This window comes from Vibrio sp. TRT 29B02 (assembly GCF_050113655.1).
Classification (GTDB): Bacteria; Pseudomonadota; Gammaproteobacteria; order Enterobacterales; family Vibrionaceae; genus Vibrio.
Genome location: NZ_JBNJOJ010000011.1, coordinates 54,806 through 71,328, shown reverse-complemented (window position 1 = coordinate 71,328; position 16,523 = coordinate 54,806). Strand labels below are relative to the sequence as shown.

The 16,523-nt window shown below is 41.6% G+C and carries 22 protein-coding genes; 7 read left to right on the top strand and 15 right to left on the bottom strand.

Annotated elements, in window-relative coordinates; all coding sequences use genetic code 11:
• Window positions 1-63: 63 nt before the first annotated feature.
• From ACQEXT_RS08810 to ACQEXT_RS08800, 3 genes are all read left to right on the top strand, one after another.
• The gene (locus ACQEXT_RS08810) at window positions 64-813 is read left to right on the top strand and encodes a hypothetical protein (RefSeq protein ID WP_426951592.1); all 750 of its coding nucleotides are present in this window, start codon (window positions 64-66) and stop codon (window positions 811-813) included.
• A 92-nt stretch (window positions 814-905) separates the two neighbouring features.
• Complete coding sequence (locus ACQEXT_RS08805) at window positions 906-1,127, top strand: hypothetical protein (RefSeq protein ID WP_426951590.1); 222 nt, start codon at window positions 906-908, stop codon at window positions 1,125-1,127.
• Between the two features lie 344 nt (window positions 1,128-1,471).
• Window positions 1,472-2,203: a hypothetical protein gene (locus tag ACQEXT_RS08800; protein WP_426951588.1), complete on the top strand. Its 732-nt coding sequence runs from the start codon at window positions 1,472-1,474 to the stop codon at window positions 2,201-2,203.
• 221 nt (window positions 2,204-2,424) lie between these two features.
• Here the strand turns inward: ACQEXT_RS08800 and ACQEXT_RS08795 are convergent, their stop codons facing one another.
• Complete coding sequence (locus ACQEXT_RS08795) at window positions 2,425-2,778, bottom strand: hypothetical protein (protein WP_426951587.1); 354 nt, start codon at window positions 2,776-2,778, stop codon at window positions 2,425-2,427.
• Between the two features lie 8 nt (window positions 2,779-2,786).
• Entirely contained in the window at window positions 2,787-3,884 is a 1,098-nt protein-coding gene (locus ACQEXT_RS08790; protein ID WP_426951585.1) for a tyrosine-type recombinase/integrase, read from the bottom strand.
• 426 nt (window positions 3,885-4,310) lie between these two features.
• Between ACQEXT_RS08790 and ACQEXT_RS08785 the strand changes: the two genes are divergently transcribed.
• From ACQEXT_RS08785 to ACQEXT_RS08775, 3 genes are all read left to right on the top strand, one after another.
• On the top strand, window positions 4,311-4,811 hold the full coding sequence (locus ACQEXT_RS08785) for a hypothetical protein (RefSeq protein ID WP_426951584.1): 501 nt from the start codon (window positions 4,311-4,313) through the stop codon (window positions 4,809-4,811).
• A 128-nt stretch (window positions 4,812-4,939) separates the two neighbouring features.
• Entirely contained in the window at window positions 4,940-5,386 is a 447-nt protein-coding gene (locus tag ACQEXT_RS08780) for a hypothetical protein (RefSeq protein ID WP_426951583.1), read from the top strand.
• A 487-nt stretch (window positions 5,387-5,873) separates the two neighbouring features.
• A complete protein-coding gene (locus tag ACQEXT_RS08775) occupies window positions 5,874-6,308 on the top strand; it encodes a hypothetical protein (protein ID WP_426951582.1) in 435 nt (144 codons plus the stop codon).
• Window positions 6,309-7,319: 1,011 nt separating this feature from the next.
• Here ACQEXT_RS08775 and ACQEXT_RS08770 read toward each other — a convergent pair.
• Complete coding sequence (locus ACQEXT_RS08770) at window positions 7,320-8,435, bottom strand: hypothetical protein (protein WP_426951580.1); 1,116 nt, start codon at window positions 8,433-8,435, stop codon at window positions 7,320-7,322.
• 604 nt (window positions 8,436-9,039) lie between these two features.
• On the opposite strand from ACQEXT_RS08770, the gene ACQEXT_RS08765 reads away from it, so the two are divergent.
• Window positions 9,040-9,582, top strand: a complete 543-nt coding sequence (locus ACQEXT_RS08765; RefSeq protein WP_426951579.1) for a hypothetical protein — start codon at window positions 9,040-9,042, stop codon at window positions 9,580-9,582.
• A 203-nt stretch (window positions 9,583-9,785) separates the two neighbouring features.
• Here the strand turns inward: ACQEXT_RS08765 and ACQEXT_RS08760 are convergent, their stop codons facing one another.
• From ACQEXT_RS08760 to ACQEXT_RS08705, 12 genes are all read right to left on the bottom strand, one after another.
• Complete coding sequence (locus tag ACQEXT_RS08760; protein ID WP_426951578.1) at window positions 9,786-9,992, bottom strand: hypothetical protein; 207 nt, start codon at window positions 9,990-9,992, stop codon at window positions 9,786-9,788.
• Window positions 9,993-10,001: 9 nt separating this feature from the next.
• Window positions 10,002-10,142, bottom strand: coding sequence for a hypothetical protein (locus ACQEXT_RS08755; protein ID WP_426951577.1), 141 nt, complete (start codon window positions 10,140-10,142; stop codon window positions 10,002-10,004).
• 13 nt (window positions 10,143-10,155) lie between these two features.
• Window positions 10,156-10,335, bottom strand: coding sequence for a hypothetical protein (locus ACQEXT_RS08750; RefSeq protein WP_426951575.1), 180 nt, complete (start codon window positions 10,333-10,335; stop codon window positions 10,156-10,158).
• A gap of 169 nt (window positions 10,336-10,504) precedes the next feature.
• Complete coding sequence (locus ACQEXT_RS08745; protein ID WP_426951574.1) at window positions 10,505-10,789, bottom strand: hypothetical protein; 285 nt, start codon at window positions 10,787-10,789, stop codon at window positions 10,505-10,507.
• Window positions 10,790-11,002: 213 nt separating this feature from the next.
• Window positions 11,003-11,209 (bottom strand): hypothetical protein, encoded by a 207-nt coding sequence (locus tag ACQEXT_RS08740; RefSeq protein WP_426951573.1) that lies wholly within the window; start codon window positions 11,207-11,209, stop codon window positions 11,003-11,005.
• Window positions 11,210-11,439: 230 nt separating this feature from the next.
• Window positions 11,440-11,844, bottom strand: coding sequence for a hypothetical protein (locus ACQEXT_RS08735; RefSeq protein ID WP_426951572.1), 405 nt, complete (start codon window positions 11,842-11,844; stop codon window positions 11,440-11,442).
• A gap of 280 nt (window positions 11,845-12,124) precedes the next feature.
• Window positions 12,125-12,403: a hypothetical protein gene (locus tag ACQEXT_RS08730; RefSeq protein WP_426951571.1), complete on the bottom strand. Its 279-nt coding sequence runs from the start codon at window positions 12,401-12,403 to the stop codon at window positions 12,125-12,127.
• A 118-nt stretch (window positions 12,404-12,521) separates the two neighbouring features.
• Entirely contained in the window at window positions 12,522-13,862 is a 1,341-nt protein-coding gene (locus ACQEXT_RS08725; RefSeq protein ID WP_426951570.1) for a hypothetical protein, read from the bottom strand.
• 45 nt (window positions 13,863-13,907) lie between these two features.
• Window positions 13,908-14,627, bottom strand: coding sequence for a DNA/RNA non-specific endonuclease (locus ACQEXT_RS08720; protein WP_426951568.1), 720 nt, complete (start codon window positions 14,625-14,627; stop codon window positions 13,908-13,910).
• Between the two features lie 10 nt (window positions 14,628-14,637).
• Entirely contained in the window at window positions 14,638-15,291 is a 654-nt protein-coding gene (locus tag ACQEXT_RS08715) for a hypothetical protein (protein WP_426951567.1), read from the bottom strand.
• Window positions 15,292-15,347: 56 nt separating this feature from the next.
• Window positions 15,348-16,394: a hypothetical protein gene (locus tag ACQEXT_RS08710; protein ID WP_426951565.1), complete on the bottom strand. Its 1,047-nt coding sequence runs from the start codon at window positions 16,392-16,394 to the stop codon at window positions 15,348-15,350.
• A complete protein-coding gene (locus ACQEXT_RS08705) occupies window positions 16,387-16,521 on the bottom strand; it encodes a hypothetical protein (RefSeq protein WP_426951564.1) in 135 nt (44 codons plus the stop codon). Before ACQEXT_RS08705 ends, ACQEXT_RS08710 begins: the two co-directional genes overlap by 8 nt.
• Between the last annotated feature and the right edge of the window lie 2 nt (window positions 16,522-16,523).

The window sequence follows — 16,523 nt, the reverse complement described above, 5'->3', positions numbered from 1 at the left end:
GTCAGTTAACATTAAATCAACCAAGGGAGCGATCTTTTGGTGACTATCGCAATGGAGCACGTCATGAATACCTACCAAACTCAGCTATCACACTTACTTAAAATTTCAACTCTCACCTTTGGAACCTACAAACCGACGTTAAGCGTTATGACGTCGGACAATGCCGCCGTGCTACTTGATAACCAGCCAGTCTATCTTTCAGGGCCAGCAGACTGTGAATTGTCGCTAAAGCAGGCAGCACAGCTAGCTTGCAGTGAGATGTTTAAGCTCGGACTTAACGCAATAGGGCTGCATGGCCAACTATCAAGTGGCATCGTCGCTGGTAAAGACATTAAGTGGAAGGAACTACACAGCGCAATCGTAAAATCAGAGAGTGGTGTTGTGGAAGACGGGCACGGTACTGGAGCTTTAGTTGGAATTAACCTTACCGAGAACAACTCATTTGCAACGCTGATGTGCATCAACGACAGCATAGCCAAAATACTAGACCCAGAATGCCCAGAACTTGATGATGGCCATAAGCTTTCCCAATTGTCAGCTGAGCAAAAAACCGAGCCAGACTACACACAGGTCATAAAAGCGGTAAAAGCAGCGGATCAACAATTCACCGCATTGCATGGTTGCGGTGCCCCATATCAAGAATGGGATGCTGCTTTAGAAGAAGCTGTTAAAGACTACAACAAAATGCATGATACCAATTTTGACCCAATAGAAGTTCGGCACCAATACATGGAGCAGCAAGAGAAGTTTCTCGATAGCGACGCTGGTAAGCAGTACATTTCTGAATTGGTAGACTTGCATACTAAACCGTAGCTGTCAGCAATACAGGATGTTTTTTTGATAAAACATTAAGAGATGTTGCTGAAACCACGATTGAAAGATTAAAAACGAATAAAGGCAAATAGATGAAAACGAATGAATTATGCTCGGTAGGTGGGGAAGTAAAAGTTGGCGAGCGAGAGCAGGCGTTGGCGAATGACCCATCGACCTCGTTCTGGCTCAGAGAGCAGTTTGAAGCGACTAAGAAACGTGATCCTGTAGACGCCCTTAAGGACGCTCAAACCTTAGTAGCAGTACTCAAAGCTAGAGTGGCTTTAACGATTGCGGATATTCCCACCAGCCGATAGACCCCTCTATAGTTGTCGGTGGACATTAAAGTTCGTAACTTTTCGATGTTTTTTGTCGTAGTTTGGCTTTTACTCTAAGAAGGTTTTGCCCCAAAAACATTTAGATTAAGTACTCTACATAATTGTGAGGGCGTGCGTTTACCCGACTAAAACTTATTCGATTGAGTCGATAACTGTTCATTCTCGTAATTAGGCGACATTTTGCAGCCTAACTTCCTGTCATGTGTCATAACTTATTGATTATAAGTTGAGTTAATATGAGAATGATTGCACTGCCGAAAGATGAAAGACGACAATTTGTCGTCTAACAAGCGTTATGTATTTCATTGGCAGAGGAGTAATTAATGAGTGATTTAATGCAAAAACTAAGTGCTTTTGCTCATGGCTTGAATGAAGTAATGAGCGACCCTGAGTTCATAGAGGGTCTAAAACAGCTCCATAATGAAATGAACTATTTCGTCAATGACCTTCCTAATGACATAGCTGAAGCTACTATTGAATTGATGGAGCGGGGATGGTTCATTTACTTTCTTGACGATGATACTGATCATTTCCAAGAGAAGCGTTCTGCTCTTATTAATAAATCTGAAGAAAGCCAAGATAGTTATCTGACATCATATACAAGAAATTACGCTTGCAAGATCAGACGGTTTTTAATTGAAGAATTTCCCAATAGATCTGCGCAAATAGACGATGCTTTTAAGGCTCATGACGCCGAGTTATATTATTGCTCAATACCAACATTTCTAGCTTTGTCTGAAGGGATTGGAAGAGACCTTTATGGGGTAGGTTTATATGCAAAGGTTAATAAACAGCCTGCATTTAATAAGGTTATAGAACAAGTTGATGGTTTGGAAGTTTTCCATGAAATGGTTTTAAAACCACTTGCTGTAAAGAGCAAAGTGACTGAAACCATTAATGAACCAACAGATGAAGATAAACGTTTTTTGAATCGTCATTTGATTGTTCATGGTAGCTCAGACAAATATGGCAGTGAGTTAAACAGTCTCAAGTCTATTAGTCTTGTTTATTACGTTGCATGTTCCTTGTTGCATTTGAGGGAACAAAATACATAACAAGCATTTAAGGTATCAAGATACTTTTTCTAATCTGGAACAAGTGTTTTAGAACGACAGACCTAAAACACTTTTGTCCACTTTCGTTGGATAGCCGCGTTGATTGAGTCTAAGTATTGATCTTTATTGTCAACATTGGGTTCTGCTAGCCACGATAGTAACGCACTTCGGAAGTAGAAAAGTTTCAAACTTTAATGTCCACCGACACCAGTAGATAAACCCTACGACGATGCCGGTTGCAAAGGATGGCTAACCGGTATGCCATTTCTAAGCAGAACATAGTAACGATCGTGCATGAATACTCCGACTACATAATGCAATGGGGGTATTTCAATCCAGCCCGTAATTCCATCCTCATCTTTCGTAAAACCGTTGATATTGACCAGTTTAACTTTCTGAACGTAGCTCATAACGCAATCAACATCAAAGAACCCACCAAACCTTTTATACAACAGCTGACCGTCCTTAACTTTGGCTGGTAAGGAGTCTTGGCATAGCGCACTAGTTTCGAAAGCCAATCCTTTAGCATTGAGTATCACATTGCCGTTGTTATACCTATGACGAATTGAGACCATCCGTGCTCCTAACGCTTTTTCTTGTTGTAACGTTGTGCCATTACCGAGTCTGACGCCATCACCAAACCACCATACCGCAGCACCATTTCTTCTGAACTCCAACCCGCAGCTTGCTGAATCTGGGCAGTTGACCATCCTTCGGAAAGTAGGTCTTGAGTTGCACCAACTCGGGCACTATGACCTGTGAACAATCTATCACTGGTCGTGCCGAGTATTTTTGCGGCTCGTTCAAATGTCCTAATTATCATTTTTTCAGAAACAGGTTTCTGCGCCGCTTCACCAAAAGACTTCCCTTTAACCTCCGCGCTCGATAACTTAGTTCGTTGAATGAGGTAGGCTTTCTTCTCATTAGATACGGTAGGCTTTCTTAGATAGCGCTTAATGAGGGTAACTGTGTCTGGTGTGAGATATCGATACTCAACCTCACCTGTTTTGTTGGTTTTTGTGATGTATACATGAATGACCGCAGAACCATCAGGCATGAACACGACATCTTCAAGTAACAGTCTCTCGATGTTTTCTTTACGCAACATTGAGTCATAGCAAACCGACAAAGTAACAAGATCGCGCAATTGAGTTAACGTCGCTTTCTCGTGTCCCCATAGCTCAGTTAACTTGGCCAAGTCATTATCACGAAATGCCGGAGCCTGTTTTATGAACTCACGGCTTGCAACCTTCGAATTAATGATTTGCGCTAGCTGAGCTTTTACATTGGCGTGTATAGTGGGGTCAGGACAGCCAGAGATTTTATGCGTCTTAGATATCGCCCATAACTGAACCTTTAAAGAGTTACGGCGTAACCTATTGGATTCATCGATCAAATAGCGTTCGACAGTTTGGTGGGAGCTTGGAAGTTCACACAGCTTATGCTTAGCACACCATGCAACGAAGCCAGACCAAGCAAATTGAAGTCTCTTAAGGCTGCTTGGCCTTAAGCTCCCTGAGCGCTTGAAAAACTCTTGCTGGTAGTGATGAATGGCCGATAGAACTAAAGGGTGATTTTCCACGTTCGCCCCTTTGCGTCTGGCTTCTGACAAGCGTACCGCAAACTCGTCTGGCCCTATAGATTCAAAGTCATGCGTAACAGATGTAATTAATTCAGTCATAGTTTTCATACCTTGGAAATCAATACGTCGGAGAATTCGAGTTCTCAGACGTATATTAAGTATAGCATGGGTATGTATGGATATACAGCAATCATTCCTACGCAGTTATCGCACTCAGCTAATGCTGGAGAGTGGCTATTGGCTCGCACCTACTTATCCACCAGCTACATTCAGAGAGTTATTACTATTGCGCAGATTTTACAGTAAAACCACTACGTAACTTTCTCGATATAGTCACGCAATATATACGGTAAAATATACAAGAATAAATCAAACGCTCTCATTAAAATATATTAGAATAACAACTAAAATCATCTGTCAATAATATTCCTCTTGAAATGTAAATTATATTTTGATATTATCAATAGTCTGACATAAGTCAGGAAAATAAAAGGTTTATAATATGATTAAATAAGGAGAATGTTTATGAAACCAATTATTAAAATTAGTAAAATGAGTTTTTCAGATATTAGAGGTTCATTTGAAGCAGTGTGGTTTGTTGCATGCGTGATTACTATTTTTGCCAACTCAACTATTTGGCAGTTTTCTGTGGGAATATTTGTGGTTATGAGTATATTCACACTGGCTGCGGCTAAGATAGCGGAAAGCTACTTCAACGAAAAGGCGAGTAACGCGATAGGCATGTTCGCGGGTGGTATCGGAGCATACATAGTTCAGCAGTTGGCATTATGGTTTAACGTTGTTAGCAAGAATGTGACTGACAAGTATGCTCAGGGAGCGAGATACCTAAATGTAGATCTGACACAAGCCCCTATAGAAACTCTGCTAAAGGTCATTACAGAAACGTTTATTGAAACTCCGTTTTTGGTAGGGACGGACGTCATTGTTTTTGCTCTGCTTTCGTATCTTGTCCCAAGGGCTTTTGCTTATCCTTTATGGGTATTGAAAGGAGACAAAAATAAATAATATTTGAGTGATTGAGGAAGCCCCGAAAACAAATGGGGTTTTTCAGTAAAACAATGACTGGATATTAAAGTGTGTATAATTAAGTTATTCTTTCAATTTAATTATGCACTTTTTGTTTAAGGGTGAATATGAAAGTCATGCCTAATACTCAGTATAAATACGAACCTCTTTTATTAAGAAGAGCGCCAAACCATTGCGAAGCAATACAGCTGGATATTAATGAACTGAAACAGTCAGCACAGTATGAGTTGATCCTATTCGCATCAGCTACTCGATATCCGTTATGGCGATGCATTAAATCAGGAGCGTACATTGGTGGTCAGTACCACGCGATGATGAATCAAGCATCGCTATTGCATGTATTCAAAGTATTCACACAGGAGGCGCAACGGCTGGGTTATCACGACGAGATGAAGCACGGTATCGAAAGGGCTAAGAATCCATTCCCAGAGACGCTGTTTGAACGCATTCCTAAAACATGCTGGGCATATGCGTATGAGTTAGGGAGTAGGGAGGTGCGCTTCAAACGCCGTGGCCTAGAAATCGTAAGTAAGGAGCTAATTAATCATGAATAGATACACCACTATCGTAATTGCTTTGGCTGTAACGGGTTGTGCGAGCCATAGTTCGGTTAATGACATTCAAATCACGAATGCTAAACCATTAGCAAAGCGCGTGTTAGCAATAGAGGAAGTAAGGACAAGTATCGATACCACCGTTACTCTATTTACATTTATCGACCAATACGACCAAAAATGTACGCAAAGTATTTCAAATACCATTACGGCAAAGAACGCACCGGTGATTGAGACCGTTTGCAGGCCTTACAAACAGTGATTTAAGTGAGCAATAATCAGGAGCAGATGGCTGGACATCAAACGAAGAGTGAGTAATGAAGAACTGAAAGCGATCATTAATTGCCTTTTGCGTCTGGCCAGAATCAAATGATACGAGTTTTCCAAGCTAACATGTAGCAAAATGCTACATGTTCAAAGCACTGTCTTGATGAAGTAAAATGATGATGTAATTGTACTGCTCACAACCTAGATGGGACTAATGCAAATGGATGACAAAAAGATAGACAAACTAATTGATACCTTCGATCCAAACAGATTAGATAAAACGATTAAAGCTCTTGGAGAGATGAGTGACACTGAGTTTGCCAGAGCCTCGGCTAAAGTGCAGGACAAGAAGGCTTTTGATGATGTTGGTCTTGAGCGAATTACATTATTCCTCAAAGGGCAAGACTGCCAAAGTATATTGTTGATAAAACCTAATGCTGTCATGCCAATTTGGACGCTTAATCTAGGCCAAGCTGGGTGCATTAGTTTAGAAGAAGATGCCGAGCCAACATTCACGATATGCGACATTGCATCAGAGTGCTATAGGCTAACAATGACATACAACGGCACAAACTATTGGCTTGACTTGATTGATGAAAAACAGGCACAAGATCTAGCAGGTTTTTTAGGTATTGGCATAGCGACCGAATGCTAGCTAGCAGCCTCAGTATGTTCCAATTGCCAATCCCACTAAAAATGTCCTACTGGTTTAAGTAATCCTCCACAGCCAGAAAAGAAATCATCCCCTCATCATGCTACGCCATTGCGGAGGCTGCGAGGAAGAAAATGGAGGGGCTGGGTGACGACGAAAGGGGGAGGGAAATAGAATTTTTACTACTATACCTTTCAAATGTTGGAATCAGCGAATATGATATACTTGGTTAGTTATATAACATGATAACTAACTGAGAAGGCCACTACTCTTGCAGGAGCCAGTGGCCGTATGATTACTTACCTCGTTATGATTTCAAGTAGTTGTACTACCGCAATGATTAGGTGTAGGACCGCAATTATTGTTTCTAACATATACCCTCCATAGGTAGTTTGTTGCAAAATGACCTCAGTTGCCGCTGGGGTCTTTTTGCATGGTTAACTTGCATTTCAAGAATTTCCATAATTTACGTATTCGTGATTGGGGTTCATCATAATCTAACTAAGGTTCATGCTTGTTATAAAAAATGTCTCAACTAGGCGGCGTTTTTTGACTGTAACGTTATGAAGCCAGTTTTCAAGTGTTGTCAACGCTGCCAGCTCTTAACGTCAACATGCTAATTAAACCTCTTAGCTCAGTTCTGAACCGCGATCTAGAAAATGTGTTAACAGTATCTACACTAAAGAGTTTGGTTAATGTCGCAACTACCGAAAAGAGTAGCGCTTATATATGCAGGAGAGGATGTAATTGAAGAGGTAAAAACGCACCGAGGTTTTAGTGAACGATACGCTGATTCGAGAGGACATTTTTAAATTGCTCAAACCGGACATTGCTAAATTGCACCTACAATATCAGTGCGTATTATCATTATTATGTTAAATTACAATGACTTACGCAGGAGTATCCAGTTAAAAATCTCACGATTAAACATAAATTCCATTTACCATAAAATATAAAATAAGTACATTTCCGATAAATCTGAAATGCACTTATTAATGGAAACTGTTCACATGGTTATGGGAAGCGAACCAGACTACGAATTAAGTTCAAATCGTCGGTCGTAGAATCAATCAAATCCCCATCGTCATCACTGCGCATTAGTATCGCACTTCCGATAATGGGCTCGTCGTTGAATAAGAACACTGGTGCTCGACTTTGTTTCAATTTTGCCTCTCCATCAAAACAAAACGACAGTCCTACATCTAAAGTAAGCGACTCTATGTGAGAGCACTCCGTTAGTTCATACAGGGTGCTCAGTCCTCGATAGACCACTGACTCGTTTTCGATGGTTTGATGGCGTGGGTTAATCACTGTGATTGTCCTTATCTCAGGTGAAAAATCTAGCTTCCCACGAAATGACGATGAATAGCTGATCGTCTGGTTATTGCGCTTTGGCCACGTCCAGTTACCTACAAACTCGCTACTTAAATTTTCGCTATCGTACTTGTCCCGACAATCGAAGTCTTGCCATAGCGAGTTTATCTGCCTAACCATTACCGCCATATCATGCTCATCAAGCTCCGAACGGTTGAACGCCGAAACTGTTGCGTACATATTCCCTTTGATGCGCTGGTGATGTACTGCAATATCCGAAGTGCAGAACCAGAGATCATCATCGCTCTCGGTAATGACAGGAAGCCCTGTTGTGCCTATAAAATCTAAAAGATCGTTTACGCTCCAATGGTCACTAGCCATATCAGTTTCAAGACCGTCAATGCGCAAGGCTGTAAGTACGTCAAAAACCTGCGCATGATTAAGCTCTTGGGGTTCTATCGAGTGTACCTTTGCCACAACTGTAGAAACGTAATTGGTGAGTAACTCAAGTTTATGCTGGGGACTAGAGGCTTCAATTATTTGGGTCTGAGTAACGGCGTATAACAGGCCTAGCGATTTGACAGTGTCCTCAATACTAAGTCTCTTAGTATCATAATCCGTCTGACCATCTAGATAAGCTTTACATTGATTATAATTGTCAAAACCGAGTAATGCTGCCGTTTTATGATTAATCTTACGCTCACCAACAGCAAGATCGAACTGCTCATTGAGATAGTCTCTAAACCACTCTTTAAGATCCTCAAAGGCTTGTTGATTGGTAACGTAATCGCGGAGGTGTTGGGATACATCCTTCATACTGAATCCTATTTATTCAATTCATCACAAATATAGTCTCACCCGATTTCTCTATACATGTGACCCGAATGTTGGGATTACTTGTATGGAATATAAAGTTGTCGCTGATTGATATGCTTATTTGGCCACAATATCTTCAATCCAAAGATAGGGTGAGCGGGCTACCGAAACATAGCGGTATGACTGTCCAGTAACGCGAGGGTTAATGACCTAATCACGTTCAAGTTTACTGAACTTAAGCGTACTTGCAAGACACCTTTTTCATAAATAACCAAATTCTAGCTGGTTAAAATAAACGTGGTATGACCAGTTATCAATTGAAAGTCTTCCAAAAATATAGCTAATATAAAAAGGTCTTCTAGATATTTGACTAGAGACCTTTTTATTTTATTCCGTCCTAGCGGATTACCTTCAAGGAGGCGGCTGACATTTAGGATGATCAGTCGACTGAAATTTGAGTCACGGCTAAGAAATTAGCTCGTGATATTTGAATCCTTCTGCTAACACACCTAGTTAGTGCTGTTAGCCGTGATGATTGCCTGTGCGAGCTATTAGGTTAGATACAGCGTCATCATGCAGTTGAAAGTAATTTTAGGGGAATAAAATGAAATTGATCGCTGACCTTGCACACTTAGTTTGCACCACTGCAATTACCCTTATCAGGTATTTGGACCGCCCTACCCTGTGGTTGAATCTTGACCCAAACAGACACATTTTCTTAGACAGCAACCGTTTCATTCACTGGCTTAGTAAATGCTACAGGGGGCTCGTATATATACTTACTATGTTGTCGAAAGGCATTGCGACAGCTGGAACTATTGCCCCCATCTTCATGTTTTTTGGCTGGAAACCTTTTGAGTCAGAGGGTGCTCTATACATAAAGAGCATTGTTCCTGCCCACAAAGTCCCTGTTGTTTGCTGGACAGAAAAAACGTATGTGACGTTTAGGGAGGAACCAAGCACGAACAGCAGCGCAGTGTTCTATTTGCATAAGGGGGATGGAAATAAACTCTTCGGATGGTCTTTGCAAGCAGACCGAGGGCGCGATTGGTACGTTTTTTCCTATAGAGTGAATACCATCACCCACAAGAGCGAACAAGTAAAAGGGTTTATTGACAAAGAATTGCTCAAATGCGAAGAAGTCTAAGCTAGATAACCTTCCCCTTAAATGCCTCAATCAGCCTGAGTGCGAACAGGCTGATTGATTGAGACCGTCTTTATGTCCTGATTTGGACTATCACTGGAAAGGTAGGCAAGGCCAATGATATGCAGGTTTTCCAGAAAAACTAACATTCGCTAGTCAAAACAGGTTAGCTAGCACTGAAATGCTTGCGAACCATATCTATTCCCTTATTTTTTGAATTTAAAGCGTGGTCGATGGTTTTTTATCGACTCATAAACCTCAACGCAGTCGTGGCAGTTTGGAGTTTCGTCCGTTGGCTCTTTACTGCCAGCATCAGTGATTCCGCACAGTGTGTTTGGTGCGCTAAAGCCCAAGCCAGATATATGCACATCATCGTCATATTCTTGGATGCGTACAGCCTCAATAATTAGCATCTATTCCCCTTAATTTGCTTTATCAGTGGCTTCGACTGCCGCATCTAGCCAACCGTCCAAACTATCTGAATTGTCGTAATCTTTTGAAGGTGACAAGCGGCCACTTTGTTTGTCATCACAACCATCAAGATAGCCTGTTAAGTAGTCCATTAAGTGCTACGAACTACCCTCGTTGTTTGTTTAGTGAGATAAGCTCACCGCGAAACTGCTTTTCAACTTGGATCAGTATGTCTTTGAAAGCAGGGGCGAGACTCATAAATTGACGGTTGAAGTATTGCTCGACAACAGGCGACCAATAGGCCGCATCTTCTGGCGCATCTGCTTTGATTTGCTCGATATCCATAGACTTCTATTCCCCATACTTTGTTAATCCGTCATATAGCAACCCTGTTGCACCTACACACATTAGCAATGCTCCCATAATGGAAGTGTCCTTAAGAATTAAAGACAAAACAAAGAAACCTACAGATAGCGCTATGCTTAGTTGCTTTTTCATAAGACCTTCTTTTCCCCTAATACATTTTTTCGCAAATATCTTGAATCGCTTCTGTTTCAAGCGAAGCGTTAGCAAAGTCTGGTATCTTGCCTTTATATTTAGCGTTTAGACTCTCAGCCCTGTTAACGATAGATTTAGTTAAGCGCTTCATTTCGTCTTGAATGAGTGGTACAAATTCAGCTAAATCTTCTCTGTCCAGAAAGTCGCCTAACTCCTCATCAATATCGACTTTTTCAAGCAGCAATGAGGCAACAGTAAGGGCGTTAAACTTAGCAATGTCTTTGTTTAATTGTTTGCCCATAACGTTCTACCCTTCATATCCTTATCTGGAAGATGACTGGAAAGGTAGGTCAAGCCGACGATTCGCAGGTTTTCCAGAAAAACGTGAGTTTCATAATTACTACTGTAATCTACTCTGAAAAACTCCAAAATTGGCTGAAGCTTTCCAGAACAGGACGAACGCGCTACGCTTACTCAAATAGCGTTCCTTTGATCATTCTCGTGTCTCCAAAATTTATTCTTTAATCGCCTTGCCATGATTCGGTGCTGAGCAATAGCGTTTGCAACGTGAAAGAGTCCAACCGTCTTGACGGGCTTGTGCCGCACACTCTGAGTACGTTTGCCCCATGTATTCTGCCCTTTCAATTACGTGATAATTGTCAGCGCCTTTGCACTTGGCACAGTCACAAATTACCTCCAACGTGTACCCGCTAGTGATCATCTGGCTTTTCCCCTTGAGTAAGAAAACTTACCGGATGCGCCCTGTTAGTAAAGCGCATCGAGTAACGTCACTCACTCACAAAGATTCTTCTTATGCGCGTATTGTTTTGACTGTCGTAACCTTCTCCTACTAGTTCTTGAACTTCGTCAGAGGAAAGAACATTTTTATCTTTGGCCATAGCCACAAGAACCCAGCACTGATTTTCATAGTCGAAATCTTCTAGTATGTATTTAATCACGACCCTTTACCTCAGATTGGATATCGCGTTCAGTTAAAACCAACGCAAGCGAAGATATGAGAACAATCACAATTACCAAGACCGATATTGGGAATATGTTCGATTCAATTAGTATTGAGGCATTAGGTTCAGCTTCAATTAGACTAACAAAAAGCGGTATAGCCAAAATCATCGCTCCTGCTCTCACTACGTAGAAGCTCGCACCTTCTTTTTTTAATACATATCCTTTACGTAACCTAATCGTGACCGCAGCTGAACAACTCAGCATTCCAACAACAAACGCAAATATGAACATTTCTCTGCCTATAAGGACAACTCCATCCCACACCATAAGAATTGCGGCCAATGTGAATATCGTCGAAAATGCTACTATTGGTTGGTGTGTGTTCTTTTTCATCGCATGCTCTACATCTAATGAATCTTATTGTGTTTTGGACAGAGGGCTATCCCCCCATTAAGCCTTGGTTGACTCAAAACTCAACTCCCATACCTAGCTTCTATCCAATACAGACAACAAAAAGCTGCCAGTATGACCTTGTAACCAAGCACGATGTAGCATCGTCTTGGCTACTAACTTTCGGATGAATTTTGGCACTGGCTTCTTCCCCAAAGCTACAGATGTATAAGCATAGGTACGCACCATTTCATAAAAGTCACTATTAAGCATAATTGGGCCTCTACTTAACAATTGAACCGAGTTTCAAAATATAAACGGGCTGATTTTCCGGCGCTCCCCACTCTACAACCCCAAGACCACTAACAATCTCTTTAAGCTCGATGGTGAAAGTTGGAGCGTTCTTCGCATATCCATTTTTGAAAGTAATGGTATCGAATGACTTCCCCGCCATTAAACGGCGATCCCAATAAGGTTTGATATCTCTATACTCCTCGGTTTTATGTCCTGACTTGATGAGTTCAAACCACTTCTTTTTTAGAGTTAAATGGAGTGTTGCCATAGTCTGAATTTCCCTCGTCACTTGGTTAGTGATATAAGCTCACCACGATATTGCTTATCATAAATCGATACGGATAGAGTATTTAACTAGGGTCGACTTCATAAGCCCCTACCTTAACCTACTTCACTTTGTATGGTTTTGGGCGAACAGGTGTTTCATCCCCCCCATGCTGGCCAACAATTGTCGGAGCAATGTATTTAGGGCGATGATGAACATTATCCCCACTACCGTAACGTTGATTGCGCAGGAACCCACGACGAAAGTGAGGCGTTACCTTGTAACCTATGACACCAGAGGCACCACTACCAGAAAAGACATTGTTGGTACTTGAAATTACGATTGAATCGGACTTCCCAGCTAAGTTCTTACCTTCTTTACGTCGCTTTTTCTCACTCTTTTTCATGATGCCATCAAGAGCAATTGAACGATGTTTGACTTCGCGCTTGCGGAACTCTGCAAAGTTCAAGTAACAAAGGTAGTTAATGGCGTGGCGAAGTAGCTGCAGGTTGTGTTCGTTATCAATCTCTTCAGAATTGAGCATCTTGTTATCTTGAGTATGAACATAACCTTCGTCTTTCTTCTCTGAGAAAGCTAGCTTACCTGTATGCCAAGCACAGTAGCGCTCCAACAGCTCTCCTATTTCCAAGCCATCTTGCAAATAGAAGTCGTATTTCACCAACGTATCATTGGCAATGGTATCGATAGGTTTTCCAGTAAAACAAAAAGTAATTACACGATATGGCTTACTTGAATCCAAACCAAGAGCGGCCAGCAACTGAGGACTATGAGTAAACCAAGTGTCAGTGTTCTCGCTCATATAGAAGCCATCTAACTCATGATAGCCACTTACTGGATCATGCAGAGTAAGACCACCAGCATCTTCGATATGGAAATATGAAAACGGTGACGGTGTCTGAACAAAACTAGTGTCGACTCCGCTTTGAATATCGAATGCTCTAACCTCATTACATGCACTCGATTCAAACGTAAACATCGGAGCTTTTTGGATGTTAAAGATAAGTGGACATAAGTTAAGGAAGAATGCGCCCAACCCTAACATGTTTGCGACTTCGGTAAATTGAGGGAATGTGTTATCACGCTCCCAAATCATTAGCATGATTTCCAAAGAGTCCAGTGGATACCCTGCCTTAATAGCAGACATTAAGGCCAAGGCACCATCTCTATAATTAATGGAAGTCGAAAACGGGAGGCTCATATAATCCATGATCCGATAAGGATGCGGGGCGTTTAAAGCCGCTTCTGTAACAACTGCTGATTGCTGCTTTTGTATTTTTGTGATGAACTTTGCTACCTCATCCTCACTCGTAGGATACAGCCCAAGCTGAGACCACTTCTTAAGAATCTCTGCACCATTCTCTAATGAGTCAGGCTGAAGGAAAAAGGCGCGTAATTCATCTTTTGCTCGAACGTTGTCATATCGAAGTATTCTAGAAGCCATATTGTCGTTTTCTTGTAAAATGTGGAGTGCTTGTTAGCCTATCAATTAACTGCGATTGCAGCCTTCTGTAAGCGCATTTGTTTTTAAAGCTTTAGTTTCTTTTAGATAGCCAGAAATCGGTATTGATACGCCAGCTTTCATCTCAATATCAGCCACAGACACAATATAGTCATCAATTTTCGTATCTGTCGCTTCTGGTGAGTTCGGTATCCACCAGCTAATGATTTGATTTTGAGTCAATGCGACCTTCCAAAAAGCTTCTGGGGCTGTAACGCCATGAGAGACGAGAAAGTTACCATCTTGCGGCATAGTGCCACTATACACACCGCCATACACTGTCACAGGCGATGCATCTCGACGACATTCCACATACACTTCTGTTTGATACCAAGCCCCTCGATTCATTTGAGCGACTTGAGGAAGAACGTTGACCATGCTATTCGACTGAGCCAAAGATAACTCGTCAGAATCCATGGCGTTTGCTGGCACTAGGTGCCCTCGGTCGTATTTTACATCCCCCTTTGATTTATACGTATCTACCGATGTCTGTTGACATTTAGAGGGTACGTTATCATCAAAGTAAAAGTTATCATGGCGCTTAAAATTATTCGTATCTTTACTTGATGTGTAATTCCAAGCTACTGCCGATTTTGTGGAGCAATCCAACGTAATAGTGAAATCTTTGTATCTGACGTCAACTAACTCATTAGCCATAGAGGAAGCCGGTATCAACAACGCCAAACTCAGCAATCTTAATTTATTCATACCTACCTCGTTACACTGCAGTTAATGCGTTGTAAGGACTTTCAATGCCTTCGTTGAATAGCGGTTCGTTTTCTTCACTGTCCTGCTTGATAATGGTCGCACTACTATCGACAACAAAGTACTTGTCGAGCAAATGAAATGGGGTAGTACACAACGTCTTGGCATCAAGTTCAATAACATCTTTAGGGATCTCTGCTCGCAACTGTCCAGAGTAATCTTTGACTAGTTCATCGGAAAATTTCAAGCTATCAACTTTAACGCGAATAACTTTCTGAAGGATGTTGTTATTTAGATAATCAATGAAGTGAATTTCTATCTCCATCTGCTGGCCATTCTTTGGAAAGACTGGACTAACAACAGAATCAAGCGAAGCGTTAAAGGGCAGCATTGAGAAGAATGGATCACCAGCTTCATTATTGAACGATAAGCGGAGTGCTGTAATGCTGTCCTTACGATACAAACTCACTTTCACTTCGGTAATGTTTTCTAGCTGACGGATATCGCCAATCTTCAATGATATGTATGCACGAGCATGGCTAAATAGAGACATAAGTATACGACTGCTCGACTTACATACAGATGGGGTAGGATACGCTTTACCTACATGCGCCCAAAAGTTTACTGCGTCACGAGTAGCGAAAGATGATGAATTAGAAGGGGTCATGCTGGATTCTCCAAAGTATTAACTGACAAGTTAACAATAGCACACATTAGTCAGAATTAAAAGATAATATTCATTGATTCGGATCGCTGAAGGGAAGCTACTGACTGAGCTGTTAACCCCCCGCTCTCACTTTTTGAAAACATAAAAAAATCACGCGCGATAGCACTGGCTACTTGTGTCTGGATCTGCTTGGTAAATGGGAGCAATCCACCAGCAAGCACCACTCGTCGAAACGCCTGTTCAGCTTCCAAAGCATGGAAAAAGCATGTTGTCATATCAAGAGAATTTAAGCGCTCTAGAATCGGCTCCAAGTTAACAGGGCACTGGTAATCCACCAGTATGTGATTAAAAAAAAGTAAGGCACCAATTGAAGCAACGACTTCGACATCAACATCCCCTTTACTGTAAAGAGTTGCGTTAGCGATCATTAGGTAATGCAACATCGCGTAGAAAAACTCACCGTTCGTCGAATATGTCGACGGATGCGAGATAGTAAGAACGCGAGTCGTGCTGTCGAATTCTGGCGCAACTAGCTCACGAGAAAAAAGAACTTTAATACCGTCGTGAGAAACTACCCCTCCAATGATGCGATGAAGAAGACTTACGTCACCCACTGGATGAGCTAGTCCATCTAGAACACTTGAGCTGGTGGGTACTGGATTGTTGGTAAGACTCCGTGCATTGAATACATTCTGGTAGAAGCGCACAGGTTGAGTAAGACGCTTAGCCACTTTCACTATTTCGCCACTTTCTGAGTCGATGCTCTCACTAAATGAATACTTTTCTACGAGAATTAGCTGGTTGCCGTGACTCCCCTTTTTAACTCGAAGTTCATGCGATGAGTATTCGTGAAATAAGGCATAACGAGAGTCGTAAATGCCAGACTCTTTAAAGGTATGGTATACATCTGCAATCAAACTCAAACCATTAAGCCCATCATAGAAACAACAGCTAATAGGGTTAACGGGCAGCTGCAAAGGCCTTGGCAGACATATTCTGAAATCTTTAGAATGTTCAAATGCAGATAGTAGTACGCTGCGCATACTGGAGCACGAAGCAAGCCACACACTATCTCTACGACATTGCTTATCCACATCACTCATCACACTGCTCCATAGCATCATATTCCTCACTGACGTCTGCAAAGTAGCTATCGTCAAGCACGAAAGCATCTAACCGCTCTAGGAAGGCAACCTCTTCCGGTGTTAGTGTGCTGTTAGAATTTGGCATAG